Source organism: Streptomyces marinisediminis (assembly GCF_026262575.1).
GTDB classification, from domain to species: Bacteria; Actinomycetota; Actinomycetes; order Streptomycetales; family Streptomycetaceae; genus Streptomyces; species Streptomyces marinisediminis.
This window is the reverse complement of record NZ_JAPKFL010000005.1, coordinates 227,364-252,646: the sequence shown is the minus strand read 5'-3', so window position 1 is coordinate 252,646 and position 25,283 is coordinate 227,364. Positions and strand designations below refer to the sequence as shown.

The 25,283-nt window shown below is 77.4% G+C and carries 17 protein-coding genes; 9 read left to right on the top strand and 8 right to left on the bottom strand.

Features of this window, described 5'->3' with window-relative positions:
- Positions 1–4 precede the first annotated feature (4 nt).
- Positions 5–724, bottom strand: a complete 720-nt coding sequence (locus OSB71_RS06470; protein ID WP_265945167.1) for a class I SAM-dependent DNA methyltransferase — start codon at positions 722–724, stop codon at positions 5–7.
- A 122-nt stretch (positions 725–846) separates the two neighbouring features.
- On the opposite strand from OSB71_RS06470, the gene OSB71_RS06465 reads away from it, so the two are divergent.
- From OSB71_RS06465 to OSB71_RS06450, 4 genes are all read left to right on the top strand, one after another.
- Positions 847–2,079 carry a lycopene cyclase family protein gene (locus tag OSB71_RS06465; protein ID WP_265945165.1) on the top strand — a complete coding sequence of 411 codons (1,233 nt, stop codon included), beginning with the start codon at positions 847–849 and terminating at the stop codon, positions 2,077–2,079.
- Positions 2,063–3,688, top strand: a complete 1,626-nt coding sequence (locus OSB71_RS06460) for an FAD-dependent oxidoreductase (protein WP_265945163.1) — start codon at positions 2,063–2,065, stop codon at positions 3,686–3,688. The genes OSB71_RS06465 and OSB71_RS06460 overlap by 17 nt, the downstream gene beginning before the upstream one ends.
- Positions 3,685–4,260 carry a Dps family protein gene (locus OSB71_RS06455; RefSeq protein ID WP_265945161.1) on the top strand — a complete coding sequence of 192 codons (576 nt, stop codon included), beginning with the start codon at positions 3,685–3,687 and terminating at the stop codon, positions 4,258–4,260. Before OSB71_RS06460 ends, OSB71_RS06455 begins: the two co-directional genes overlap by 4 nt.
- Positions 4,261–4,850: 590 nt before the next feature.
- Positions 4,851–5,732: a DUF4397 domain-containing protein gene (locus OSB71_RS06450; protein ID WP_265945159.1), complete on the top strand. Its 882-nt coding sequence runs from the start codon at positions 4,851–4,853 to the stop codon at positions 5,730–5,732.
- Between the two features lie 62 nt (positions 5,733–5,794).
- Here the strand turns inward: OSB71_RS06450 and OSB71_RS06445 are convergent, their stop codons facing one another.
- The 7 genes from OSB71_RS06445 to OSB71_RS06415 form a co-directional block, all read right to left on the bottom strand.
- Positions 5,795–7,276 (bottom strand): SDR family oxidoreductase, encoded by a 1,482-nt coding sequence (locus OSB71_RS06445; protein ID WP_265945157.1) that lies wholly within the window; start codon positions 7,274–7,276, stop codon positions 5,795–5,797.
- A gap of 324 nt (positions 7,277–7,600) precedes the next feature.
- The gene (locus tag OSB71_RS06440) at positions 7,601–12,223 is read right to left on the bottom strand and encodes a hypothetical protein (RefSeq protein ID WP_265945155.1); all 4,623 of its coding nucleotides are present in this window, start codon (positions 12,221–12,223) and stop codon (positions 7,601–7,603) included.
- A 149-nt stretch (positions 12,224–12,372) separates the two neighbouring features.
- Positions 12,373–13,248, bottom strand: a complete 876-nt coding sequence (locus OSB71_RS06435) for a hypothetical protein (RefSeq protein WP_265945152.1) — start codon at positions 13,246–13,248, stop codon at positions 12,373–12,375.
- 48 nt (positions 13,249–13,296) lie between these two features.
- Positions 13,297–14,817 carry a hypothetical protein gene (locus OSB71_RS06430; RefSeq protein WP_265945151.1) on the bottom strand — a complete coding sequence of 507 codons (1,521 nt, stop codon included), beginning with the start codon at positions 14,815–14,817 and terminating at the stop codon, positions 13,297–13,299.
- A gap of 67 nt (positions 14,818–14,884) precedes the next feature.
- Positions 14,885–18,487, bottom strand: a complete 3,603-nt coding sequence (locus OSB71_RS06425) for a hydantoinase B/oxoprolinase family protein (RefSeq protein ID WP_265945149.1) — start codon at positions 18,485–18,487, stop codon at positions 14,885–14,887.
- Between the two features lie 73 nt (positions 18,488–18,560).
- Positions 18,561–19,685, bottom strand: a complete 1,125-nt coding sequence (locus tag OSB71_RS06420; protein ID WP_265945147.1) for a glycosyltransferase family 4 protein — start codon at positions 19,683–19,685, stop codon at positions 18,561–18,563.
- Positions 19,686–19,803: 118 nt separating this feature from the next.
- Positions 19,804–21,282, bottom strand: coding sequence for a HEAT repeat domain-containing protein (locus OSB71_RS06415; RefSeq protein WP_265945145.1), 1,479 nt, complete (start codon positions 21,280–21,282; stop codon positions 19,804–19,806).
- Between the two features lie 289 nt (positions 21,283–21,571).
- Between OSB71_RS06415 and OSB71_RS06410 the strand changes: the two genes are divergently transcribed.
- From OSB71_RS06410 to OSB71_RS06390, 5 genes are read left to right on the top strand one after another with little or no spacing between them, the layout of a single operon-like run.
- A complete protein-coding gene (locus tag OSB71_RS06410) occupies positions 21,572–21,922 on the top strand; it encodes an NADH-quinone oxidoreductase subunit A (protein WP_265945143.1) in 351 nt (116 codons plus the stop codon).
- Positions 21,913–23,346 (top strand): hypothetical protein, encoded by a 1,434-nt coding sequence (locus OSB71_RS06405; RefSeq protein WP_265945141.1) that lies wholly within the window; start codon positions 21,913–21,915, stop codon positions 23,344–23,346. Before OSB71_RS06410 ends, OSB71_RS06405 begins: the two co-directional genes overlap by 10 nt.
- Positions 23,343–24,272, top strand: coding sequence for an NADH-quinone oxidoreductase subunit H (locus OSB71_RS06400; protein WP_265945139.1), 930 nt, complete (start codon positions 23,343–23,345; stop codon positions 24,270–24,272). The genes OSB71_RS06405 and OSB71_RS06400 overlap by 4 nt, the downstream gene beginning before the upstream one ends.
- Positions 24,273–24,277: 5 nt before the next feature.
- Entirely contained in the window at positions 24,278–24,802 is a 525-nt protein-coding gene (locus tag OSB71_RS06395; RefSeq protein ID WP_265945137.1) for an NADH-quinone oxidoreductase subunit J, read from the top strand.
- A complete protein-coding gene (locus OSB71_RS06390) occupies positions 24,799–25,104 on the top strand; it encodes an NADH-quinone oxidoreductase subunit NuoK (RefSeq protein WP_265945135.1) in 306 nt (101 codons plus the stop codon). The genes OSB71_RS06395 and OSB71_RS06390 overlap by 4 nt, the downstream gene beginning before the upstream one ends.
- Positions 25,105–25,283: the final 179 nt, after the last annotated feature.

The following is a 25,283-nucleotide window of genomic DNA, read 5'->3' as shown; positions in this document are numbered from 1 at the left end:
GCCGTCACCCCGCGTCGGGGCGGTGGGCGAGGAAGGTGTGCACGATGCCGTGCTGCCACCCGGGCATCGCGCCCACGCGCACCCGGTCGAAGCCGGCCGCCGTCAGCCGGGCGGCCAGGCGCGGGACGGTGTCGAAGTCCAGCACGCTGCGCCGCAGGTGCCGGTAGAGGCCGGGGCCGCCGGGGCCGAGCGCGCCGGCCGGGATGATCACCGCGCGGCACACCGCGTTCCACAGCAGCCGGTGCCGCGCCGCGCCGGACAGGCAGTAGTCGTGCACCGCCAGTCGGCCGCCGGGGCGCAGCAGCGCGTGGACGGCGGCGAGCACGGGCCCGGGCGCGGTGAGGTTGCGCACCAGGTAGGCGGCGAACACCGCGTCGAACGGTCCCTGGACGCCCGCGCGCGCCAGGTGTTCGGCCCCGGCGTGCACGAACCGCACCCGGCGCGGCCACGGTTTGGCGGCGGCGCGGCGCAGCATCCCGGCCGAGGCGTCCACCGCCGTGACGTGGGCCAGCGGCGCCGCGTCGAGCAGGGCGCGGGTGGAGGCGCCGGTGCCGCAGCCCAGGTCGAGCAGCCGCAGCCCGCGCCCGGCGTGCGGCAGGGCCAGGCGGCGCGCCGAGAGCCGCAGTTGCCCGTGGTAGCCGGGGCTGGCGGCCACCAGGCGGTCGTAGCCGCCGGCGGCCCGGTCGAAGGCGGCGGCCAGGTCTTCGTCGCGCAGCAGGGTCACCGGTGGGGCCCCTTCCCGAGGTCGGCGGGCCGCCGGGCGGCGGCGCCACCGGGGCGCGTACCCGCCCGGCCCCGGCCCGCCCTCGCCCGTTCGGGTGGCACGCGCGGCGCGGGGAGGCGCGGATGAGGGAGGCGGACGTCGTGGTGGTCGGCGCGGGCGCGGCCGGGCTGTCGCTGGCCAGGCGGCTGACCGATCCCGCCGGGCCCGGCGGGCCGGTGCCCAGGGTGGTCGTGGTGGAACCGCCGCCCGGCCCGCTCAGCAGCCCGCCGCGCACCTGGTGCTTCTGGGAGCGCGGCCCGGGACCGCTGGACGCCCACGTGTGCGCCCACTGGGACCGCCTGCGGGTGCGCGGCGCGGACGGTGACCGGTTCGAGGGCGACGGCTACCGGTACAAGATGATCCGCTCCGCCGACTTCCTGCCGGCCGTCACCGCCGAGCTGGCCGGGAACGGCCGGGTGGAGCTGGTGACGGCGACCGTCACCGGCGTCGCGGACGGCCCCGGCGCCGCGCGGGTGGACGCCGTGGACACGACCGGGCGGACGGTGAGCGTACGGGCCCGGTGGGTGTTCGACTCGCGCCCGCCGCGCCCCCTGCCGCCCGCCCGGACCACGCTGCTCCAGCACTTCCGGGGCTGGTTCGTGCGCACCGAGGCCGACCGCTTCGAGCCGGGGGTGGCGGAGCTGATGGACTTCCGCACCCCGCAGCCCCGGCACGGCCTGTCCTTCGCCTACGTGCTGCCGCTGACCGCGCGGCAGGCGCTGGTGGAGTACACCGAGTTCTCCCCCCGCCCGCTGGACGACGCCGGGTACCGGGCCGCGCTGGAGCACTACACCGGCCGGGTGCGGCCGCTGGGCGCGTTCACCGTCACCGGCACCGAGCAGGGCGTCATCCCGATGACCGACGCCCGCTTCCCGCGGCAGCGCGGCCGGCGGGTCTTCGCCATCGGCGCGGCGGGCGGCGCGACCCGTCCCGCCACCGGGTACACCTTCGCCGCCGTGCAGCGGCAGGCCGGGGCGGTCGCCGCCGCCTGCCGCGCCGGGCGGCGTCCGCTCCCGCCGCCCCCGCACGCCCGTCGCCACCTGGTCATGGACGCCGCCTGGCTGCGCGCCCTGGACCGCGGCCGCATCGACGGTGCCGAGTTCTTCGCCCGCCTGTTCCGCGACAACCCGCTCCCCCGCGTTCTGGACTTCCTCGACGGCCGCTCCACCGCGCTGGGGGACCTGGCGCTCGGACTGCGCTGCCCGGTCGGGCCGATGGCCCGTTCGCTGGCCGAGCTGCCCGTCCTGCCCCGCCGGGCGCGGGACGCCCGCCCGACGCCGTCTCCCGAAAGGCGCCCCGATGCCCCGCTTCCGTGACCGCCCGCGCCGCCTGGCCCGCGACCGGCGCGCCGTGTACCGCCCGGCGCCGCCGGGCGCGTCCGCGATGCCCGCGCCCGCGGCCCGCACCGCGGTCGTCGGCGGCGGCGTCGCGGGGCTGGCCGCGGCCACCGCGCTCGCCGAGCGCGGTGTGCGGGTGGACCTGTTCGAGCGCGAACCGGTGCTCGGCGGCCGGGTGAGCGGCTGGTCGACGCGGCTGGCCGACGGCACCGACGCCACCATGACCCGCGGGTTCCACGCCTTCTTCCGTCAGTACTACAACCTGCGCAACCTGCTGCGCCGGGCCGACCCGTCCCTGTCCGCGCTGGTGGAGCTGCCGGACTATCCGCTCCAGCACGCCCGCGGCGCCCGGGACGGCTTCGCGCACGTCCCGCGCACCCCGCCGTGGAACGTGCTCGCCTTCACCGCGAGCAGCCCCACCTTCACCGCCGCGGGTCTGAGGGGGATGGACCCGCGCACCGCGCTGCCGCTGCTGGACGTGCACGCCACCGACGTCTACCGGCGGCTGGACGGAATCAGCGCGCACGACTTCCTGACCGCCGTGCGCTTCCCGGCACAGGCGCGGGCCCTGGCCTTCGAGGTGTTCTCCCGCAGCTTCTTCGCCGACCCGCGCGAACTGTCGGCCGCCGAGCTGGCGCTGATGTTCCACATCTACTTCCTGGGTTCGGCCGAGGGCCTGCTGTTCGACGTGCCCGCCGAGCCCTTCCCCGCGGCGCTGTGGGACCCGCTGGCCGCCCACCTGGGCCGCCTGGGCGTCCGCCTGCACACCGGCGCCCGCGCCGAGCGGCTGGCACCCCGCGCGGACGGCTTCACCCTGACCACCAGCTCCGGCGCCGCGGTCCGCGCCGAGCGCTACGACGCGGTGGTGCTGGCGCTGGACACCGCGGGATTGCGGGCCCTCGTCGCCGCCTCCCCGGGCATCGGCGACCCCGGCTGGCGCGAGCGGATCGCCCACCTGCGCCTGGCGCCGCCGTTCTGCGTCTCGCGGTACTGGTTCGACCGGCCCGTCGCCCCGGAGCGGCCCGGCTTTCTGGGCACCAGCGGATACGGTCCGCTGGACAACGTGAGCGTCCTGGACCGCTACGAGGGCGAGGCCGCCCGCTGGGCCCGGCGCAGCGGCGGCAGCGTGGTGGAGCTGCACGCCTACGCCGTCGACCCGGCCGCCGACCGCGCGGCCGTGCAGGGGCGGCTGCGCGCGGAGCTGGCCCGCGTCTACCCCGAGACCGCGTCGGCCGTGGCCGTCGACGAGCGGCACGAGTGGCGCCGGGACTGCCCGCTGTTCGCCCCCGGCACCTACCCGGGCCGCCCCACCGTGCGCACCGCGCACCCGCGCCTCGTCCTCGCCGGGGACCTGGTGCGCGGGCCGGCGCCCACCGCGCTGATGGAGCGGGCCGCCACGACGGGCCTGCAGGCCGCCAACGCCCTGCTGGCCACCTGGCGGGTGCGCGGGCACCCGCTGCTGACCGTGCCCGCCACGGGGCGCTCCGCCCCGCTGCGCCTGCTGGCCCGCGCCCTGGCGCCACCTCCTCCGGTTCCGATCCACACACCGCGACAGCCCGTCGCCGAGCACTGGGAGACACGAGCATGACCCACCACACCACGCACTCCTACACCGTTCCCGGACTGTCCCAGCAGGCCGGCCGGGAAGTGGCCGAGTTGCTCACCGGACGCCTGCACGCGCTGAGCGACCTGGCCCTGACCCTGAAGCACATCCACTGGAACGTCGTCGGACCGCACTTCATCGCCGTCCACGAGATGCTCGACCCCCAGGTCGACGCCGTCCGCGACATGACCGACACCACCGCAGAGCGCATCGCCACGCTCGGCGGGTCCCCGCAGGGCACGCCCGGCGCCCTGGTGGCCGGGCGCTCCTGGGACGACTACGGCGTCGGCCGCGCCGGTGCGATCGAGCACCTCGGGGCCCTGGACCTGGTCTACACCGGCATCATCACCGACCACCGGGAGGCGATGGCCGCCAGCGACGACATCGACCTCGTCACCCAGGACATGCTCATCGAGCAGCTCCGCCAACTGGAGCTGTTCCAGTGGTTCGTGCGCGCCCACCTGGAGAACGCGGGCGGCTCGCTGAGCACGGCGGGTGCCGCCACCGAGGGCCAGGCCGCCGCGCAGGCCGCCGACCGGGCCCGCGACGAGCCCTGACGCGCCGCCGGTGCCGGGCGGCGCACACCGCCCGGCACCGGCTTCGGACACACCGGCGACCGGTCGGCGCGAGGCGGCGGCACCCCTCGGCGGCGACGGCCTCGCCCACGCCACTCGGGCCGGGGTGGGCAGAGCGGGCCGGGGCTGCGGCGGGTGCCCGGGGGAACGGTGACGGTGGGGAGCGCGCCGGCCGACGGGCTGTGCGGGGCCAAAGCTGCGCGCCGACGCCGCACACGGTCGTCGGCGCGTTGTCCGTCGTTGCCTGGTGCCGACCCGGTCGTGTGGGGCGGCCCGCGCCGGCCTCTCCGCCCTCCGGATGCCGCACGTGCCGTTCGGCCTCATCATGGAAGAGCTGATCGCCACCCCGCGGCACGTACGGGTCAGCGTCCCGGCGGCACGCCGCACGACACGACCGGGCGAGTACGCCACCGCGAACACGTCGCCCGAGAAGGGCACGGTGCGGGGAGGCCCCCCACTCACGACACGACGGCCGCCCCAGGCGCTTCCCCTCCGGGCGGCGCCCCCACGTCCCCGGCCCGGGACGTCCGGGACAGCCCCGCGGCCACCTGCCCGAACGAAAGGAACAGCCCATGTCGCACAAGCGCAAGCCCGCTCTCCTCGCCGCCGCGGCCGGGAGCTGCGTGCTCGGCCTGATGGCCACCGCACCGGCGTACGCCGCGCCCCACCAGGACGAGCAGGCCACGGTCTCCGTCTTCCACGGCGTGCCGGACACGACGGTCGACGTCTACACCGGGGACCGGGAGCTCATACCCGACTTCGAGCCCGGCACGCTCAGCGAACCGCAGCAACTGGACGCCGGCAGTTACGACCTCCGCGTCTTCGAGGACGGCGCCGACCCGCAGGAGGACGACCCGGTCGTCGAGAAGACCGTCGAGGTGCCCGCAGGCGGCAACGCCACCGTCGCCGCACACCTGTCCGCGCAGGGCGAACCGCAGCTCACGTCCTTCGTCAACGACACCTCACAGGTGGCTTCCGGGCAGGCCCGGCTCACCGTCCGCCACGTCGCGGCCGCCCCCGCGGTGGACGTGCGCGCCGGTGGGAAGGCGCTCGTCGAGGGGCTGGAGAACCCCAACGAGGCGACCACCGAGGTGCCGTCCGGGACGGTGTCCGCCGACGTCGTGCTCGCCGGGACCGACGACGTGGCGATCGGACCCGCGGACCTGACGCTGGAGGAGGGCACGAGCACGGTGGTCTACGCCTGGGGCAGCGCCGACGAGGACAACCTCGCGCTGAAGACGCAGGCCCTGGGCGGGGGCGAGCACGCCACACCCAGTCAGACGCCCACCGGGACGCCCAGCGGCACACCGACGGGCACCCCCGGCGGCGGGAACTCCGCGCTGGCCGGGCAGGTCGACGACTCCACCGCCTGGTCGGTCGCGGGAGGCGCGTCGGCCGCCCTGGTGGCCACCGCGCTGGCCGTCGCCCGTCGCCGCGCGGCCGCAGGCGGCTGACACGGCCGTACTCCGTCGAGCGCGCCCGGCAGTGGGCCACCGGCGTCCGCCGCGGGGCGCGCTCACTCCCGCGAAGCGCGGGCCGCGGTGCGGGCGATGTTGCGTGCCATGCCCCCGAAGACGAGCGCGTGGAAAGGGCTGACGGCCCACCAGTACAGGTGGCCCAGCAGGCCGTGCGGGTGGAAGACGGCGCGCTGCCCGTAGCGGGTGCGCCCCCGGTCGTCGCGGCCGACGGTCAGCTCCAGCCAGGCCAGCCCCGGCAGCCGCATCTCGGCACGCAGCCGCAGCAGGCTCCCCGGCTCGATCTCCTCCACGCGCCAGAAGTCCAGCGAGTCGCCCACCCGCAGCCGCCGTGCGTCGCGCCGCCCGCGACGCAGGCCCACGCCGCCCACCAGCCGGTCCACCAGGCCGCGCACCGTCCAGGCGAGCGGGAAGGAGTACCAGCCGTTCTCGCCGCCGATCCCCTCCACCACCCGCCACAGCGCCCCGGGGGAGGCCGCTACCGTCCGTGTGCGCTGGTCGGTGTAGAGGCTGCCGCCCGCCCAGTTCGGGTCGGTGGGCAGCGGGTCGCTGGGGGCCCCGGGCACCGAGGCCGAGGACCACCGGGTGGCCACCTGTGCCTCGCGGATGCGGCGCAGGGCCAGGCGCAGGGCCTGCGTCACGTCGGTCAGGCCCTGCGGCGGGTCGGGCACGTGGGCCGCGATGCCGCGGTCTTGGCAGACGACCTCGTGGCGCAGGGAGTCGGTCAGCGGCCGGGCCACGCTCGGTGGTACCGGGGTGACCAGCCCGATCCAGTGGCTGGACAGCCGCGGCGTCAGCGCCGGGACGGGCACGATGACGCGCCGGGGCAGACCGGCCACAGCGGCGTACCCCCGCATCATGCCGCGGTACGTCGTCACCTCCGGGCCACCGATGTCGAAGCGCCGGTTGACCTCGTCCGGGAGTCGGGCGCACCCCACCAGGTAGTGCAGCACGTCGCGCACCGCGATCGGCTGCACCCGGGTGCTTACCCAGCGCGGGGTGACCATGACCGGGAGTCGTTCGGTGAGGTAACGCAGCATCTCGAACGACGCCGACCCGGAGCCGATGATGACCGCGGCGCGCAGTTCGGCCGTCGGGACGCCGCAGGAACGCAGGATCTGTCCCACCTCGGCCCGCGAGCGCAGGTGGGGGGAGAGCCGCTCGCGCGGCACCCCCCGCGGGGTCAGTCCGCCCAGGTAAACGATCCGCCGCACGCCGCACGCGCGGGCCTGCTCGCCGAACGCGGTCGCGGCCGCACGGTCGCTGGACTCGAAGTCCCGGCCCCCGGTCATCGCGTGCACCAGGTAGTAGGCGACGTCCACCCCGGTCATCGCGCCCCGCAGCGACTGCGGATCGGTGACGTCGCCGGCCACCACCTCCACCCGGTCGGCCCAAGGGTGATCGCGCAGCTTCGCCGGGGTACGCGCCAGGCAGCGCACCCCGTACCCGGCGGCCAGCAGTTCGGGCACCAGCCGCCCGCCGACGTAGCCACTGGCGCCGGTGACCAGACACCTCACGAGCACGGGCCTCCCGTTCCCCGGTGCGGCGCGCCGCGGTCGCACCCGCGCGCACCGTGCCTCCCACTGGTATCCGGTGGGGCACGGCGGCAAACCCCGCGGCACCGTGGGCACGCGAGGGGCCATCACGGTGCCTTCGGGCCGTACGCGTCGGAGGGCGAACGTCCACCGCGTGAACCGATCTGTGCTCTCCCCCGCCGCGGGCCCGGCGAGCACACCGCCGCACCGGGAGGCGGTCCCGGCACACCGCCGCTCGGTGCGGCGGCCCGACGGTCTGGCCGACCGGGGGTGCCGTACGCGCGGCGCTCGGGCCGGGGCGGCGGTCCCGGTTCAGGCGGTGGACGGGGCCCGGCCCGGCTCCGGCGCGGGGGGCTCGGGAGCGGCCGGCTCCGCGGGCGGGCGGCGGAACATGCGGGTGGCGGTGATCTCCCCGTGCACCGTCTCCCCGTCGGGCGCCCCGGCGGGCAGGCCGGGGCGCAGGTGCTCCTCGACGCTGATGTACTTCAGGCCCGCCCGCAGGTCGGCGTCGTTGCGCAACCGGATGACCAGCGGGAACTCGGCCAGCGCCGTGGTGTCGAACAGACCGGTGGTGTAGAGGAGCTGCACGCCCAGCGCGTCGGCCACCGCGCGCTGCAGCTCCAGCAGGTAGGTGGCGTTGGCCCGGCCGATGGGGTTGTCCAGGAAGAGCGTCCCGGCGTGGCGGTGCTTGTCCCGGCCGCGGTCGTTGCTGCGCAGGGCGGCCATCGTGCAGTACAGGGCGATCGCCGCCGTCAGGAGCTGACCACCGGAGAAGACGTCCCCCATCTGCCCCACCGGGACGCGCTCGGCACGCAGCACGGCGTCCGGCTTGAGGATCTCCACGCTCACCCCGCGCGGCAGCAGGGCCGCGTGCACGCCGCGCAGCAGCAGCGACATGCCGTCGCGCCGCAGGTCGGAGTTCTTGCGGACCGCCGCCCGGGTCGCCTCGTCGATGACCTCGCCCAGCCGTTCGGTGAGCGTGGCCTGGTCCGGGTCGTCGAAGCGGATGCGCACGAACTCCTGCCCCGACCACTCCCCCAGGCCGCCGGGCAGCCGGGACAGGCGCTGGGCGGAGCGCAGCGTGGCCAGCGCGGACTCGGTGAGGCCGCGCAGCCGGTCCACGATGCTGTCGCGGTTGCGTTCGAGCTGGGCCAGCTCGTCGGTGAGCACGCGCAGCCGGGGCGCGAACGCCTCGGCCCAGGCGGCGGCGTGGTCGGGCAGCGACGCGGCGGGCAGTTCGCGGATCTGCTGCCGCGCGGGGGTCCGGACGGCCTCGTAGCGCACGGAGTTGGCGTGCCGCACCAGGATGTCGCTCGCCTCGCGCACGGCCGTCTCTGCGGCCGCCAGGTCGGCGGCGCAGCCGCGCAGCGAGCGGCGGGCCTCGGCGGCGGCCTGCCGGGCCTCGGCGGGCGTGCCGGGGTAGGGCTCGGGGGCCTCGGTGCCGTCCTCGCCGTGCGGCGGGTCGCGCAGCAGGTCGCGCAGGAGCGCGGCCGTCTCCTCGAAGGCGCCCGCGGCGTCCTCGGCCGCGCGGCGGGCCTGCTGGAGCTCGCCGAGCCGGGTGCGGGCGGCCTCGCACGCGTCCTCGGCGGCGGCCAGCTCGCCGCCCGCCGTGCGCAGCAGCGCCTGCGCCTCCTGCGCGCTGCCGGGGACCTGGGCGTCGGGCAGGTCGGCGTGGGCGGTGCCCTCGGGCGGGGCCAGCCGTTCGGCCTCGCCGCGCAGGCGGCCGAGCTGCTCGCTGGCGGCGGCCGCGCGTGACTCCAGGAGCTGCACCCGCTGTTCGGCGCGGGCGGCGGCCGCCTGACGGGAGGGGCCGTCGGCCCCGTCGGCCGTCCGCAGCAACTGGTCGGCGCGGGTGCGCACCTTGTTGGTGAGACGCTCCAGTTCGGCCAGCGCGGCGCTCTCGTCGCCCTCGGCGCGGGCCTGCTCGGCGCGCAGGTCGGCACCGACACCGACCTTCTCGTAGAGCTGGGAGGCCGAGCGGTAGGCCTCGCGCAGCGCGGGCAGCGAGGCGGCGTCCGCCGCGCCGGGCCGTGCCTGCCCGTGCGGAGCCGACAGGTCGTCCAGCACGCCCGCGATCTCGGCGCGCTCGGCGCGCAGGCCGCGGGCGGTGCGGTGGGCGTCGTCGGCGGCCCGCTGCGCGGCGCGGCGGTCCTCGTCGGCCGCGCGGGCGCGCTCGCGGCACTCGGCGGCGCGCTGCTCGGCGTCGGCGGCCTCGTCGGCCAGTTCGCGCAGCCGGGCCTGCCAGGCGGAGCGCTCGCGCAGCCGGAAGGCGAGGCCGGCCAGGGCGTCCGCCGAGCGGCGCGCGCGCTGGGCCGCCTCCTGGCGCTCGTCGCGGACGGCGACGGCCTCGGCCAGCTCCCGGGCGGCCTCCTCGCGTTCGGCGGCGGCGCCGGTGTGCCGGTCGACGGCGTCGTCGACGGCCTCCCGCGCGGCCTCGGCCGCGGCGGTGAGCTCGGCCAGCCGCCCGGCGGGGCAGCCGGCGCGCCAGGAGGCGAGGCGGGCCGACAGGGCGCGGTCCGCGCTGAGCCGGGCGGAGTGGGCGCGGATCTCCGCGTCGCGCGCAGAGGCCCGCTCGCGCAGCGTGTGCCGCTCGCCGTCGGCGGCGCCCTCGTCGTGCATCGCGGGGTTCGGGGGGACCAGGAAGACGCCGGACTCGGCCGACCCGGCGGGCGGCGCGGGGGCCAGGAGCGCGGCGGCCGTGCCCACCGCGACGGCGGAGCGCGGCAGCAGCGCGGCCGCGGCCAGGACCTCGCGGGCGCGGGCGTGGCTCGCGGGGTCGGTGACGACGACGCCGTCGACGAGTTCGGGGCGGGCGGCCAGGACGGCGGCGTGGTCGGCCGGGTCGACGGCCTGGGCCAGATAGCGCCAGCCCGGCAGGGCGGGGACGCCGTGCTCGCCCAGGTACTCCACGGTGGCCAGCACGTCGGGCCCCGGCGGCAGCAGCCCGCCGTCGCCCAGGGCGGCGAGCATCCGGGCGTCCTCGGCGGCGGCGGTGCGCAGCTCGAACAGGCGGCGCTCGCCCTCGGTGACGCGCTGGTCGAGCAGTTCGCGCAGGGCGTCGGCCCCGGTGTCGAGGGCGGCCGCGCCCAGCGGGCCCTCGGCGGCCAGGAGCTCGGTGACGCGGGGTTCGGCCGCGAGGGCCTCCGCGGCGGCGACCTCGGCGGCGCGGGCGGCCTCGGCGCTGCGGGCGGCGTCGGCGGCGCGGGCGGCGGCCAGTTCGGCGCGGCCGAGTTCGGCGGCGCTCTCGCGGTCCCGTTCGGCGGCGCGGCGGGCGCGGTCCCGGGCGGCGTCCCAGGCAGCGGTCGCCTCCCGTTCGGCGTCGCCGGCCGCCAGCGCGGCGCGGGCCGGGTCGGCGCCCGCGGCGGTGTCCGCCAGCCAGCCCGCGCGGACGGCCTCGGCCGTCTCCCGCTCCACCTCGGCCAGCCGTGCGCGCAGGTGCTCGGACTCGCTGCGGGCGCGCTGGGCCTCGGTGGCGGCCGTGGTGGCACCGGTGTGGGCCTCCTCGGCGGCGCGCTGGAGGGCGCCGGAGCGCTCCTCCCCGGCGGTGGCCGTCTCCTCGGCCTCGTCGGCGGCGGCGTGCAGGGCGCGGACGAGGGCGTGGGCCGCCCTGGCCCGGGCGGCCAGCGCGGGGGCGGCGTCGCGTTCGGCGTCCTGGATGGCCGCGGCGGCGCGGGCGGCGCGGTCCGCGGCGGCGCGGTGGCGCAGCACCGTCTCGGCGGCCTGCCAGGCGGCGTGCAGGGTGCGGGCCTCGCTCAGCTCGCGGCGGCCGGCGGCGGCCGCCTTCTCGGCGGCGGCCAGCGCGAGGGAGGCGTGGCGGTAGGCGAGTTCGGCGGCGATCCGGCCCGCCCGGGTGCGGGCGCGCTCGGCGTCGGCGACGACGACGGCTGCCTGGTCGGTGCGTTCGGCCAGTTCGGCGGCGTGTCCGCGTTCGTCCCGGCCGCGGGCGGCCAGCCGGGTGGCGAGGGTGCGGGTGCGCCGTTCGGCCCCGGCGTGCACGGCGCGGGTGGTCTCGCGCCGCTCGGCGGCCTCGGCGATGCGGTGGAGCAGTTCGAGCGAGCCGGCCGTGAAGTCGCGCTCGGCGGTCAGCTCGGCGCGGCGGCCGAGCTTGTGGGCGAAGCCGTGGACGAGGTCGGCCAGTCCGTCGGTGTCGCGGGTGTCGGTGACGGCGCGCAGCAGCAGGTCGGTGAAGTCGGCGTCGTTCTTCACCGCGAACAGGCCGGCCGCCTCGCCCTCGTCGGCGTTCATCTCGCGCTGGTAGCGGAAGAGTTCGGGGTCCAGGCCGAGGGCGTCGAGGTGGTCCTTCCAGCGGTCGTGGACCTCCTCCCAGGCCACGTCGAGGTTGGGGTAGGCCCTGCCCGTCTCGGTCAGGACGTCGCGGAAGCCCTTCATGGTGCGCCGCCGCCCGCGCGCGCCGGAGGCGCCCTCGGCCGGGCGCAGGGCGCTGGACTCGGCCACCGGCAGCGAGTCCAGCGTCATGCCCGGGCCCGGCCGGAAGGAGTACCAGGCCTCGGCGAACTTGCGCGGATCGCTGGAGACCTGGCGGCCGCGCCACTCGCTGACCTTGCCGACGACGACGGACTCGCCGGTGAGGGTGTGCTGCCACTCCAGGGCGACGTGCCCGGTGTCCTCGGCGAGCAGGAACTTGCGCAGCACGCCGGAGCTGGCGCCGCCCAGGGTGTTGCGGTGGCCGGGCAGCATGACGGAGAAGACCAGCTTGAGCAGCACGGACTTGCCGCCGCCGTTCTCCAGGAAGAGCACGCCCGCGGGGGCCGGGCGGCGCGGTGGCCCGGTGGGCTCGTCCTCGAAGAAGTCCGCCTGGGCGGGGGCCGGCGTCGGCACGGGCGCGCCGACGCCGCGCAGGTCCAGCACGGTGTCGGCGTAGCGCGCGCCGGCCGGGCCGATGGAGTACAGGCGGATGCGGGACAGCTCGTACATGGTGGACTCTCGTTGCGGGCGCGGGGCGGGGCGGGGAGGCGCCGCCGGTGGTGGCGGGAGGTCGGGCGGTCGGCGGCGGCCGGACGGTCGGGTGGGAGGACGGTCGGAGGGTCGGGTGGTGGGGCGGTGGGCTGGCGGAGGCGGCGCCCTCAGGTGTGGAAGGGCAGGCCGGCGCCCTCGACCAGTTCGGCCTCGGCGTCGTCGGGCGCGGGCAGCAGGGTGGCGCTGCCGTCGCTCACCGGGACGATGCCCAGCTCCAGCAGTTCGGCCAGGGCCGCGCTGCCGGCCATGTCGCGCACCTGGAGCTGGTAGCGGGCGGTGGTGCGGAAGGTGCCGCCCGCCTCGTCCCCGGTGCGCTGCAGGAACCCGGAGTCCACCAGGAAGGCGACGGCCTTGGCGACGATGCCGGTGGTGGAGCCCGCCAGGCGGCGGGCGTCCTTGGTGGCCCCGGTGGCGCTGCGCCGGGCGTACACCCGCCACGCGGCCTCCAGGCCCGGGGTGTCGCTGGCCGGGTCGGTGTTCTCGCCCCGCTCGGCGGCCCGCTCCTCCAGGCGGCGGCAGGCCTGGCGGACGAAGGCGTCGACGCCGTTGACCGAGAGGCGGCCGATGTAGCCGTCGTCGGCGAGGTCCTCGGGGCGGGGGAAGGCGAGCGCGGCGACGGCCAGGTGGGCCAGGCCGTGCAGGAAGCGGTCGGTGGCGTCGGTGGCGGTGCGGCGTGCGTAGTCGCCCATGCGGACGGCGAAGACGGAGTCCTCGGCCGCGGTGAGGGCCATGCCGGCCCGGGTGGAGACCTCCAGCACCACCAGGCCGAGCCCGGTGGCCACGGCGTCGGCGAGGCGGGCGAAGGGGGGCTGGTCGCGGTAGCGGCGCAGCAGGTCGGCGTAGTCGGCGTCGCGGGCGGGCGGCAGCTTGGGCTGGAGGCCGAAGGAGACCAGCCGCGCGGCGTCGGCGGCGTCGGCCGGGGTGAGGGCGGCGGGCCGCTCCTCGGTGTGCTGCGGCCCGGGGCCGGTGCCGAAGTCCTGCACGGGGGTGTCTCCTCGGGGGTGGTGCGCGGGGGTGCGGGCGGGGGTCACTCAGCCGGCCTCGCTGCGGGCGGCGGCCATGGCGGCGGCGTCCAGCTCGGCGGTGCCGACGACGAGGTCGGCGCCGCCGAACTCCGGGTCCTGGAGCTCGGTGCCGTCGTCGACGGCGAACAGGAGCTGCCGCTCCCCCTGCCGGTAGGCGGTGCCGACGGGCGGGCTCGCGGCGTGCACGGCGAGCAGGGCGACGAGGTAGGGCAGCTCCCGGTCGCGGGCGCGCGCCTGGGCGAGCAGGCCGGACAGGCGGCGCGGCGCGTCGGGCGGGAGCGTGAGCAGTTCGGTGGCGGCGGCGAACTGCTCCTCGCTGAAGCGGCTGTCGTCCGGGGTGGCGACCAGGTCCGGCTCGGGCAGCTCGGCGCCCAGGTGCTCGCGGGGCGCCGGCGGCGTGAGCAGCAGCTCCGTCAGGTCGCCCAGGCGCACGGCGGGCGGGGTGCGCAGGCCGGCGCCGTCGGCGAAGAAGGCGTCGGTGACGCGGGTGGCACGCTCGACCGGCTCGCCCAGCAGGGGCGCGAGGAGCTGCCCGTACAGGTCCAGCCCGGCGCGGGCGGCCGGGGGCGCGAACGCCTGCCGGTCCTGCTCGGCGCGGAACAGCGGCCCGGCCTCCAGCAGCCGGGACTGGAGCTGGGTGTGGCGGCGGATGCAGTCCTTGACGATGTCGACGAGTTCGGCGGCGCGCAGCTTGTGGTCGGGGTGGCGGTCCTCGGCCGTCTCGTCGCGGGCGCGGCGGATGTTGGTGAGGATGGCGTTCTCGTGCCGGTAGCGGTCGGCGACGTGGTCGAGCGCCTCGGCGATGAGGTCGGGTACGGTGTGCAGCCAGTCCACGGCGCGGACGTCGCGCCGGGTGGCCTCCAGGGTGCGGCGCAGCGTCTCGGCGTACTGGACGGTGCGGTAGCGGGCCTGTTCGGCGGCGAGCTGGGCGTCGGCCAGCCGGCCGCGGCTGACCAGCACCTCCAGCTTGACCTCGGCGGCGATCTGGGCGCTGGTGACGTCGGTGTCCAGCGCGCCGACCAGCACGTTGACCGCCTCGTCGGTGGTGCGCAGGTAGATCCGGCCGCCGGGACCGGGCACCTCTTCGAGCAGCTTGAAGTCGTAGTCCCGGCGGACGTAGCTGCCGTCGGGCGCGAAGGTGCCGTAGACGGCGCGGAAGCCGCGGTCGACGCTGCCGACGTTGACGAGGTTCTCCAGCACCCAGCGGGCGACGCGTTCGTGCTCGGCGGCCTCCCGCCGGGGGGCCTGCGCGGCGACGCGGGGCAGCAGCCGGGCCACCACGTCCTCGTGGTCGGCGCCGGTGTCGAAGTCCATCTGGAGGGTGACGGCGTCGATGGCGGCGAGCGCGATCTCGGCCATGGCGTAGATGCCGTACTCGCCGGAGAGGTTGGCCTTGCGGGCGTCCAAATCGTGCAGGGGCGCGGTGCAGGCCAGCGCCCGCAGCCGCCTGGCCAGGCCCTCGTCGGCGGCTGGGCCGGGGGCCGGGCGGGCGGGGGCCGGGCGCGGTGCGGGTACGGCGGAACTCACGACGGACAGGTTAGGCGCTGGCACCGACACCGGGCGCCACCGGTCGGCGGCACCCGGCGGCCGGCGCCTACGCGGTCGGCGGACCGTACCCGCCGCCGCCGGGGGTGTGGACGACCAGCACGTCCCCGGCGGCGACCGACGCCGCGGCGACGCCGTCGAGTCGCGTGACCGAGCCGTCGGCGTGCTCGACGGCGTTGCGCCCGAGCGCGCCGGGGGCGCCGCCCGCCATGCCGTAGGGCGGCACGCGGCGGTGGCCGGTCAGCAGGGTCACCGTCATGGGCTCAAGGAAGCGCAGCCGCCGCACGACGCCGTCGCCGCCGGGCCAGCGGCCGGCCCCGCCGCTGCCGGCGCGCAGCGCGAACTCCTCGACCCGCACCGGGTAGCGCCACTCCAGCACCTCGGGGTCGGTCAGGCGGGAGTTGGTCATGTGCGTCTGGACGGCGGAGGTGCCGGGGAAGCCGTCGCCCGCGCCGGAGCCGCTGGCCAGCGTCTCGTAGTACTGCACCCGCTCGTTGCCGAAGGTGACGTTGTTCATGGTTCCCGAGCCCTCCGCCTGCACTCCCAGGGCGGCGTAGAGTGCGCCGGTGACCGCCTGGGAGGTCTCGACGTTGCCCGCGACGGTGGCCGCCGGGTAGGCGGGGGCGAGCATGGAGCCCTCGGGAATGCGCACCTGGAGGGGTTTGAGGCAGCCGCTGTTGAGCGGGATGTCGTCGGCGACCAGGGTGCGGAAGACGTACAGGACGGCGGCGAGCACGACGGAGCTGGGCGCGTTGAAGTTGTCGGCGCGCTGCGGTGAGGTGCCGGTGAAGTCGAGCACGGCGCCGCGTGCGGCGCGGTCCACGCGGACGGCGACCTCGATGACGGCGCCGCTGTCGGTCTCGTAGCGGCAGGAGCCGTCGGCCAGGCCGGCGACGATGCGGCGCACCGACTCCTCGGCGTTGTCCTGGACGTGGCCCATGTAGGCGCGCACGACGTCCAGGCCGAAGGTGTCGATCATCGCCCGGAGTTCGGCGACGCCCTTCTCGTTGGCGGCGATCTGCGCGCGCAGGTCGGCGAGGTTGGCGTCCGGGTCGCGCGAGGGGTGGCGGGCCGCGGCGAGCAGCTCGCGCGTCTCGGCCTCGCGCAGCCTGCCGTCGCGCACCAGCGGCCAGTTGTCGAACAGGACCCCCTCGTCGTGCACGGTGCGGCTGAAGGCCGGCATGGAGCCCGGGGTCAGGCCGCCGATCTCGGCATGGTGGCCCCGGGAGGCGACCAGGAACAGCAGTTCGCCGCCGTCCTCGGCGAACACCGGTGTGACGACGGTGACGTCGGGCAGGTGGGTGCCGCCGTGGTAGGGATCGTTGACGGCGTAGACGTCACCGGGGCGCAGGGTGCCGGCGTTGCGGCGCAGCACCTCCTTGATGGACTCCCCCATCGAGCCCAGGTGCACCGGGATGTGCGGGGCGTTGGCGATGAGGTTGCCCTCGGCGTCGAACAGGGCGCAGGAGAAGTCCAGCCGCTCCTTGATGTTCACCGAGTGGGCGGTGTTCTCCAGCCGCAGGCCCATCTGCTCGGCCACGGCCATGAACTGGTTGTTGAACACCTCCAGCCTGACCGGGTCGACCTCGGTGCCGACGGCCGCGGTGCGCGGGCGCGCGGCGGCCCGGTCCAGCAGCAGGTGGCCCAGCGCGGTGGGGGCGGCCTGCCAGCCGGCGTCCACCACGGTGGTGGCGTCCGGCTCGGTGATCACGGCCGGGCCGGTCACCCGCTCCCCCGGACACAGGTCGGCGCGCCGGTACAGGGGGACCTCGCACCAGTGGCCACCGGTGTGCATGCGCACCCGGGCGGCCGGTTCCGGCCCCCGCGGGCGCGCGGGGCGCGCGTCGCGGTGCGGGGTGTGGCGGCCGGTGCGGGCGGTGGCCTCGGCGACGGCGGTGGCGGCGATGAGGGGCTGGTCCGTGGTGAAGCCGTAGCGGGCCCGGTGGGCGGACGCGAACCGGGTGCGCAGGGCCTCCAGGCTCCCCATCGGCACGGGCAGGGCGGCGTCGGTGCCGGCGTAGCGCAGGTGGACGCGGGCGTGGGTGGTCACCGAGTCGTCCGGGATGCCGTCGGCGCGCAGCTCCTCGCGCGTGCGCTCGGCGAGCGCCTCGCACGCCGCGCGCACGGCGGGCACTTTCCCGGCGGTCAGTTCGCGTTCGACGGACTGCTCCCGCAGCGCCGTGGCGTCCGCGACGCCGATGCCGTACGCCGAGAGGACCCCGGCCAGCGGGGGCACGACGACGGTGTTCACCCCGAGGGCGTCGGCGACGGCGCAGGCGTGCTGGCCGCCCGCGCCGCCGAACGCGGCGAGCGCGTACCGGGTGATGTCGTGCCCGCGCTGCACGGAGATCTTCTTGACCGCGTTGGCCATGTTCAGCACCGCGATCTCCAGGAAGCCGGCGGCGACCTCCTCGGGGGTGCGCCGGTCGCCGGTGGCCTGCGCGATCTCGTCGGCGAGCGCGGTGAAGCGACTGCGCACGTGCGCGGCGTCCAGCGGCTGGTCGCCGCCCGGGCCGAAGACGTGCGGGAAGTACTCGGCCTGCACCCGGCCGAGCATGACGTTGGCGTCCGTGACGGTCAGCGGCCCGCCGCGCCGGTAGGCGGCGGGGCCGGGGTCGGCTCCGGCCGAGTCGGGGCCGACGCGGTAGCGGGCGCCGTCGAAGCGCAGGATCGAGCCGCCGCCCGCCGCGACGGTGTGCACGTCCATCATCGGGGCGCGCATCCGCACCCCGGCCACCTCGGCGTCGAGCGTGCGCTCCAGCTCGCCCGCGTAGTGCGAGACGTCGGTGGAGGTGCCTCCCATGTCGAGGCCGATGGCGCGCTCGTGGCCGACTTCGGCGCAGGCGCGGGCCATGCCGACGACGCCGCCGGCGGGGCCGGAGAGGACGGCGTCCTTGCCGCGGAAGTGCCCGGCCTCGCGCAGCCCGCCGCCGGACTGCATGAACATCAGCCGCACCCCGCGCAGTTCGGCGGCGACCTGGTCGACGTAGCGGCGCAGCACCGGGGAGAGGTAGGCGTCGACGACGGTGGTGTCGCCGCGCGGGATCAACTTGATGAGCGGGCTCACCTCGTGCGAGCAGCTCACCTGCGTGAAGCCCGCCGCACGGGCCAGCCGGGCCACCTCCCGCTCGTGCTCGGGGTGGCGGTAGCCGTGCAGCAGGACGACGGCGGCCGCCCGCACGCCCCGGGCCCGCACGGCGGCCAGCGCCTGGGCGGTCGCCGCGGGGTCCAGCGCGGTCACCGTCTCGCCGTGGGCGCCGAGGCGTTCGGGCACCTCGACGACGTGGTCGTAGAGCGCCTCGGGCAGCACGATGTGGCGGTCGAAGAGGCGGGGCCGGTTCTGGTAGGCGATGCGCAGCGCGTCGCGGAATCCGGCCGTGGTGACCAGCGCGGTGGGTTCGCCGGTGCGCTCCAGCAGGGCGTTGGTGGCCACCGTGGTGCCCATCTTCACCGCGGCGACGCGCTCGGCGGGCAGTGGTTCGCCGTCCTCCAGCGCGAGCATGCGGCGGATGCCCTCGACGGCGGCGTCCCGGTACCGGCCGGGGTCGTGCGACAGCAGCTTGCCGGTCACCAACCGCCCGTCAGGACGCTTGCCCACGACGTCGGTGAAGGTGCCGCCACGGTCGATCCAGAACTCCCAGCGTCCGCTCATCCGGCCATCGTGCCAGGCCGGGGATCCGGCCGTTCGGCACGGTGGCCGGCGGGCGGCGCGGGAGCGACCGGGCTCAGTGGGCCAGCGCGGCGCGGGCGTCGCGGACCTGCGCGTAGTGGTCGATGAGCTGGTCGCCCACGGCCGTCCAGGTGCGGCGGGCCACGGCCGCGCGGCCCGCCGCGGCGAGGCGGGCGCGCAGCGCCGGGTCGTCGCGCAGGGTCCGCACCGCCTCCCGGACGGCGGCCGCGTCCCGCGGCGGCACCAGCAGCCCGGTGCGGCCGTGGTCCACCAGGTCCAGCGGTCCGCCGGCCGCCGGTGCGACGACCGGAACCCCGCTGGCCTGCGCCTCCTGCACCGTCTGGCAGAACGTCTCGAAGGGCCCGGTGTGCACGAAGGCGTCGAGGCTGGCGTAGACGCGGGCGAGGTCGGCGCCGGTGCGGCGGCCCAGGAAGCGGGCGCCGGGCAGCGCGGAGCGCAGGGCCGGGGCGCTGGGGCCGTCGCCGGTGACGACGACGCGGACGCCGGGCAGCGCGCACGCCCCGGCCAGCAGCGCGACCTGCTTCTCGGGCGCCAGCCGGCCGACGTAGCCGACGAGCAGCTCCCCGCCGGGCGCGAGTTCGCGGCGCAGCTCCTGGTCGCGGTGGGCGGGGTCGAAGCGGCTGGTGTCCACACCGCGCGGCCACAGGTGCACGCGGGGCACCCCGCGGGCGCCCAGCTCCGCGGCGGAGGCGGTGGACGGGGCCAGGGTCCGGTCGGCGGCGGCGTGCACGGCGCGCATGCGCCGCCAGGCGGCGGCCTCGCCCGTACCGAGATAGGTGCGGGCGTATCCGGCGAGGTCGGTCTGGTAGACGGCGACGGTGGGGCGGCCGAGCCGGGCGGCGGCCGCCATGCCGCGCGCGCCGAGCACGAAGGGGCTGGCGAGGTGGACCACGTCCGGGCGGTGGTCCGCCAGGGCCGCGGCGAGGCGGCGGCTGGGCAGGGCGACGCGCACCTGGGGGTAGCCGGGCAGCGGGAGGGAGGGCACGTGCACGACGGGGGCGGGACCGGTCTCCGGGCGCGGGGCGCCCGGGGCCGGAGCGGGCGCGACGACCAGCGGCTCGTGGCCGCGCCGCAGGAGGTGGCGGGCGGTCTGCCACGCGCAGTGCGCCACGCCGTTGACGTCGGGCGGGTAGGACTCGGTGACGATGCACACTCTCATGCCCCGGTTCTCGCCACGGCCGGCGTGGGCGCGGCCACGGGGGCGTGGCCGGGAGCCGAACGTCGCGTGAGCGGTACGGGGTCCGGCGCGCGGGTGGAGCCGGCGCGGGCCCGGCCGGTCAGCCGGAGGACGGCCCGGGGCGCAACCGGCCGCGGACGGCGCTTTGCACCCCGGCCTCCTCGGCCGGGTCGGCGGCCAGGCGGCGCAGGCGCTCCACCACGCGGTCGTCGCCCGTGGTGGCGGCGCGGGCGGCGATCTCGCGGGTGGACTCCTCGCAGTCCCACAGGCACTCGACGGCGAAGGACGCCGCGAACCCGGGGTCCGTGGCGGCCAGCGCCCGGGCGGCGCGGCCGCGCAACTGCGAGGACGCCGTCTCCCGGTAGACGTGGCGCAGCACGGGCGCGGCGCAGCCGACCGCCAGCCGGCCGGCGCCGTCGACGAGCGGGCCGAGCGCCTCGCCGTCACAGCCCTCGGTGCGCACGGTGCGGCGCAGGGCGGCCAGCACGGCGTCGGCGTCCTGGCCACTGCCCCGGGTGGCGAGCATGGCGGCGGCCTCCGCCCCCAGCAGGTCATCGCGGACGGCCCAGCGGCGGGCCTGCCGGAGCGCGGCGACGCCGCGCATCCGGCCGAAGGCCGCCGCGGCCGCCGCGGCGACGGGGCCGGGGGCGCAGGTGACCGCCTCGTCGATGAGGCCGGGGGCCGCCGGGTCGTCGCGCTCGGCCAGGTGGCGCAGGGCCGCGCAGCGGGCCGCGTCGGGGCCGCCGCGCGCGGCGGCGCGCAGCTCGGGCCCGTCCTCGGGGCCCGCGACGGCGGCCAGGCAGCGGGCGGCGGCGGCCTCGCGCTGCTGCCGGGCCTGCTCGACGTCGAAGGGTTCGCCGGGCGGCGGGGTGGGCAGCTCCTGCGCCCAGGCCAGGACCTCGCGGACGCTCCAGCCCGGCCGGGGCCCGCTGGAGCGCATCTGGCGCGACCAGCGGTCGAAGGCGTGCTGTTCGCGGACTCTGCCCAGGCGGGCGCGCTGCGCGGGGCGGCCGGGGTCCTCGGCCCACAGCCGCCACGGGCGCGGCTCGAAGGCGTCCCGCAGGGCGGTGGCCAGCTCGGCGTCGCCCGCCCTCGTGGCGGGGAAGCGGGCCAGCACCGCGGGGCCCAGCCGGCGCAGCGCGGCGTCGTCGTCGCGCACGGCCAGCTCGTCCAGGGCCCACTGCCAGTTCGCGCCCCGCGCGGCGTAGCGGCGCAGCAGCCGCAGCGCCCCGTTGTCGCCGTAGGAGGCGAGGTGGCCCAGCACGGACAGGGCCAGCCCGGTGCGCTCCTCGCGGGTGTCCACCCGGTCCTGGGGGGCGAACAGGTGGGCCGCCAGCGCGTCGAGCCCGGCGTCCAGGTCCCGGTGCAGCCGGGCGTAGTACAGCGAGCGGTGCTCGACCTGCCAGTCCCGGCGCGGGTCGTGCGTCAGGCAGTGGTGCAGCGCGGAAAGCGCCTCGGCACGCGGCGCGGCCAGCGCGTGCAGCGTGCCGTCACCGCGGCCGCGCTGCAGCAGGCCGAGCAGCGTGCCACTGGGCGCTATGTCTGGATCGACGTATTGGCCGAGATTTTCCGCGTACATAGAGGTCAGCATCCGGTAAGGGGGTCGGGCTGGCAACGGGATTTCCGCTCCCCGGCTCCTTGCCGGACGGGCGGTCCCGTATGCCTGCGGCAGCGTACTGGGTACGACGGGACACCGTACCGACGCGGTCCGCGCGCCCGCCGCCGCCCCCGTCCGCCGGGGAGGCGGCCGTCCGTGTGGTCGCGGCCCGCGCTGGCGCCGTGTCGCGCCGGATACGGCGTGTCAGCTCACTCCCCCGGGGTACGGGTGGGGTTCGGTGCCGGACGCGCACGAGTCAGCGGGGTGAGGCATGCGCGAGTTCCTGGACGTGGCGGCGATGTGCGCGCTCGCCGCCGGGGCGGTGGCCGCCGTGCGCCTGCTGCACCGGATCACCGCGATCACCGCCGACCCGCTGACGGTGGGGCCCTTCCTGTCCGGCGCGGTACCCACCGAGCACGCCGTCTCCCGCTTCCACGCGCGCTGGTACGCGCTGACCCTGCTGTTCCTGGCGTTCGACGTCGAGATGCTGTTCATGTACCCGTGGGCGGTCGTCGTCGCCGAGGTCGGGTCGGCGGCCGTGGTGGAGATGTTCGCCTTCCTGGGGCTGCTGATGTGCGCGGTGCTGTACGCGTGGCGGGAAGGTGTGCTGCGTTGGGCGTGAGGAGCGGGCGGCGCCGTCCGCGTCGGCTGGCGCGGTGGGCGGTGCGGCGGCCACACGTGCTGCTGGTGGCCTGCCCCGGTGCGACGGGACTGCGCCTGGAGGCGGAGGCCGCGGTACGCGGGGCCGGCGGGCGGCTCGCCGAGGGCCCGGCCGACGCCGACGTGCTGCTGGTGGTGGGCAGCCCGGGCACCCGGCTGGGGGCGGCCGTGGAGACGGTGTGGTCACAGCTTCCCGAGCCCCGCGCGCGGGGGCACGCCGTCCGCCCCGGGCGGGTGGCGGCCGTGCTCGACGGCGCCCTGGCCCGCCTGCTGGACGACCAGCGCCAGGCGGCCGACGCCGCCGAGCGGCACACCGCCTGGCCGCCGCCCGAACCACGTCGCCCGACCGACGACGCGGACGCGGGGCCTTCGGGCGGCGCGGGCCACGGCGACGGCGGCACCGGTGACGGGGGCCGGGAGGAGCCGCACGCCGGAGACCGCCGCGCCGCAGGGCCGGAACACGCCGCCGAAGGACACGGGGAGCACGCGGAGCACGGGCGGGACGAGGAGCACGGGAGCGGAGAGCACGGGCAGCACGGCGGTCACGAGCGTCACGCTGAGAACGCCGAAGACGCCGAGGACGCCGAGGGCGCCCGAGACGACCAGCACGGCGAACACGCTGACCACAGCGACCACAGCAGCCACGGCGACCACAGCGACCACGGCGGCATGGAGATGCCCGGGGGGCTGGCGATGGCCGACCGCGCGGAGGACCGGGACGGGCTGAAGCTGGACGTGCTGCACGTGCCGCTGGGACCGGTGCTGCCCCACTGGCCGCCCGGGCTGGTGGTCGACACCCTGCTCCAGGGCGACGTCGTCCAGCGGGCCCGGGCGCGGGTGGTCGCCGCTCCCGGCGCCGGGCGGGCACCGTTCTGGCGGCCGGAGCGGCCCGCGCACCGGGCCGCGCGCCGCCTGGACTCCCTCGGGCGGCTGCTCGCCGTCGCGGGATGGGAGGCGGCGGCCGCACGCGCCGGTGAGCTGCGCGACCGGTTGCTGGGCGGCGCGCCCGAGTCGGCGGTCCGCGCCGACTTCGTCCGGCTGCGCCGGTCCCTGGAGCGCTCGCGGCTGCTGCGCTGGGCCACCGACGGGGTGGGGGTGCTCGATGCGGGGCAGGTGGCGCGCCTGGGCTTGCCGCGCCGGGCCCACCCGCCCGGCGCGGCGTGGGACGCCACCGCGCGCTGGCGGTGGTGGCTGGCGGAGGCGGCGGCGGCGCTCGCCGCAGAGCCGCCGCCCGGGGAGGACCGGGCCGCGGCGTCGGCGCGGGTGGTGCTGGACGTCGTCGAGGACCTGCTGCCGGGGGTGGAACTGGGTGAGGCGCGGCTGCTCGTGGCCAGCCTCGACCCGGACACCGACGCCGCGGGCGCGGCGGAGGGAGGGACGCGGTGACGGTGACCGGGGCCCCGGCCTGGGCCGTCGCCCCGGCCGCCGCCGCGCTGCTGGCCCTGGCCTTCGCCGGTGCCGTGGTGGACGGCGCGCTGGGCGGTGGCGCGCGGGCCCGGTCCGGCGGTCGGTGGACGCGCCCGCTGGTGGAGACCGCGCGGCTGCTGCGGCAGCGCGGGCGCCGGACCGTGGCGGCGGACGGCCTGCTGTGGCGGGTCGGCGTGGCGGGCCCGCTGGTGGTGGCGCTGCTGATGGTCGTGGTCGTCCCGGTGGGCGGCACCGTGGTGGCGGACCTGCCGGTGGGCGTCGTGTGGTTCAACGCGATGGACGTGTCCCTGTGGGCGGTGGCGTGGCTGGCCGGGTGGGGGCCGAACAGCGTCGGCCCGCTGGTGGGCGGCTACCGGTTCGTGGCGCAGGCGCTCGGGTACGAGCTGCCGTTGATGTTCGCGCTGACGGCTCCCGCGGTCGCCGCGGCCAGCCTGGACCTGGGCGACGTGGTGGCGGCCCAGCGGGGGCTGTGGTTCGCGGTGTGGATGCCGGTGGCCTTCGCGGTGTTCCTCGCCTCGGTGGCCGCGTTCAGCATGTGGGGGCCGTTCCGCGCTCCGGTGGGGGCGGACCTGGCCGGCGGGGTGCTGGCGGAGGCGTCCGGGGCGGACCGGCTTCTGCTGCTGGCCGGTCGGTACGCGCTGCTGGCCGCCGGGGCCGCGGTGGGGGCGGCGCTGTTCCTGGGCGGCGGGGCGGGGCCCTGGCTGCCGGGGTGGGCGTGGTCGCTGCTGAAGACGGTCGCGCTGCTGGTGGTCCTGGTGGCGGTGCGCCGTCGGCTGCCGGTGGTGCGTCCGCAGCGCGTCGTCCGACTGGGGTGGCTGGTGGCGCTGCCCGCCGTGCTGCTCCAGCTCCTCGTCGTGGCGCTCGTCGTCGTGTGGAAGGGGTGAGCGCGGTGGTGCCGACCGTGCTGTTCTGGCTGTTCGCCGTGGTGGCCGTCGGCTCGGCGGTGGCGGTCTTCCGGGTGGACTCGATGGCGCGGGCGACGTACGCGCTCGCGCTGTCGTTCGTCGCCGTGGGGGCGTCCCTGCTCCTGCTGAACCTGGCCTACCTGGGCGTGGTGACGATCTTGATGATGGTGATGGAGATGGCCGTCATGGCCGTCTTCATGATCATGTTCATGATGAATCCGGCCGGTCTGATGCCGATGTCCATGCTGCACAACCAGCGCGCCGCGCTGGTGCTCTCCGGCGGGGTGTTCGCCGCCCTGGCCGCCGGCGCGCTGCTGGTCGAGTGGCCCGAGCGGCGCGGCACCGTCCCCGACGACCCGACGCGGGCGGCCGGCGACGCGGTGATGGGCTCGAAGATGCTGGTGATGATGGGCATCGGCGCGGTGCTGTTCACCACCGTCGTCGCCGCGCTCGTGCTGGCCGCAGCCCGCAGCCGCTACGACCGGGGCCCGGCGGGTGAGCGGCCGTGACGCTGGAGCTGTTCCTGCTGCTCGCCGCCGCCCTCTTCGCCGTCGGCCTGTACGGCGCGCTCAGCCAGCAGTCCGTCGTCATGGTGATGATGGGGCTGGAGGTGATGGTGGCCGGCGTCATCGTGGCGGCCGCCGCGTTCTGGTACTTCCTCGCCCCGGACCGGCCGGACGGCCAGGTGCTGGTGCTGGTGGTCGTCTCGGCGATGACCGTGGAGATGGCCATGGGCTTCGCCGTGGTGACACTGCTGTTCCGGGCGAGCGACGCGGACACGACCGACGCCGCGGCGGAGCTCAGGCGGTGACGGGGCCGGTGCTGCTGTGGTCGCTCGTCCTGCTTCCCGCGCTGACCGGGGCCGCCCTCGCCCTGGGCGGCGCGGTCCGCGGCGGCGGGGCTCCCGGCCGCGGGGACCGCGGCGGCCGGAACGGTGGTGGGAGGACCGGTGGTGGGAGGCCCGGCGGCACGGGCCGCGGGGCGCCCGCC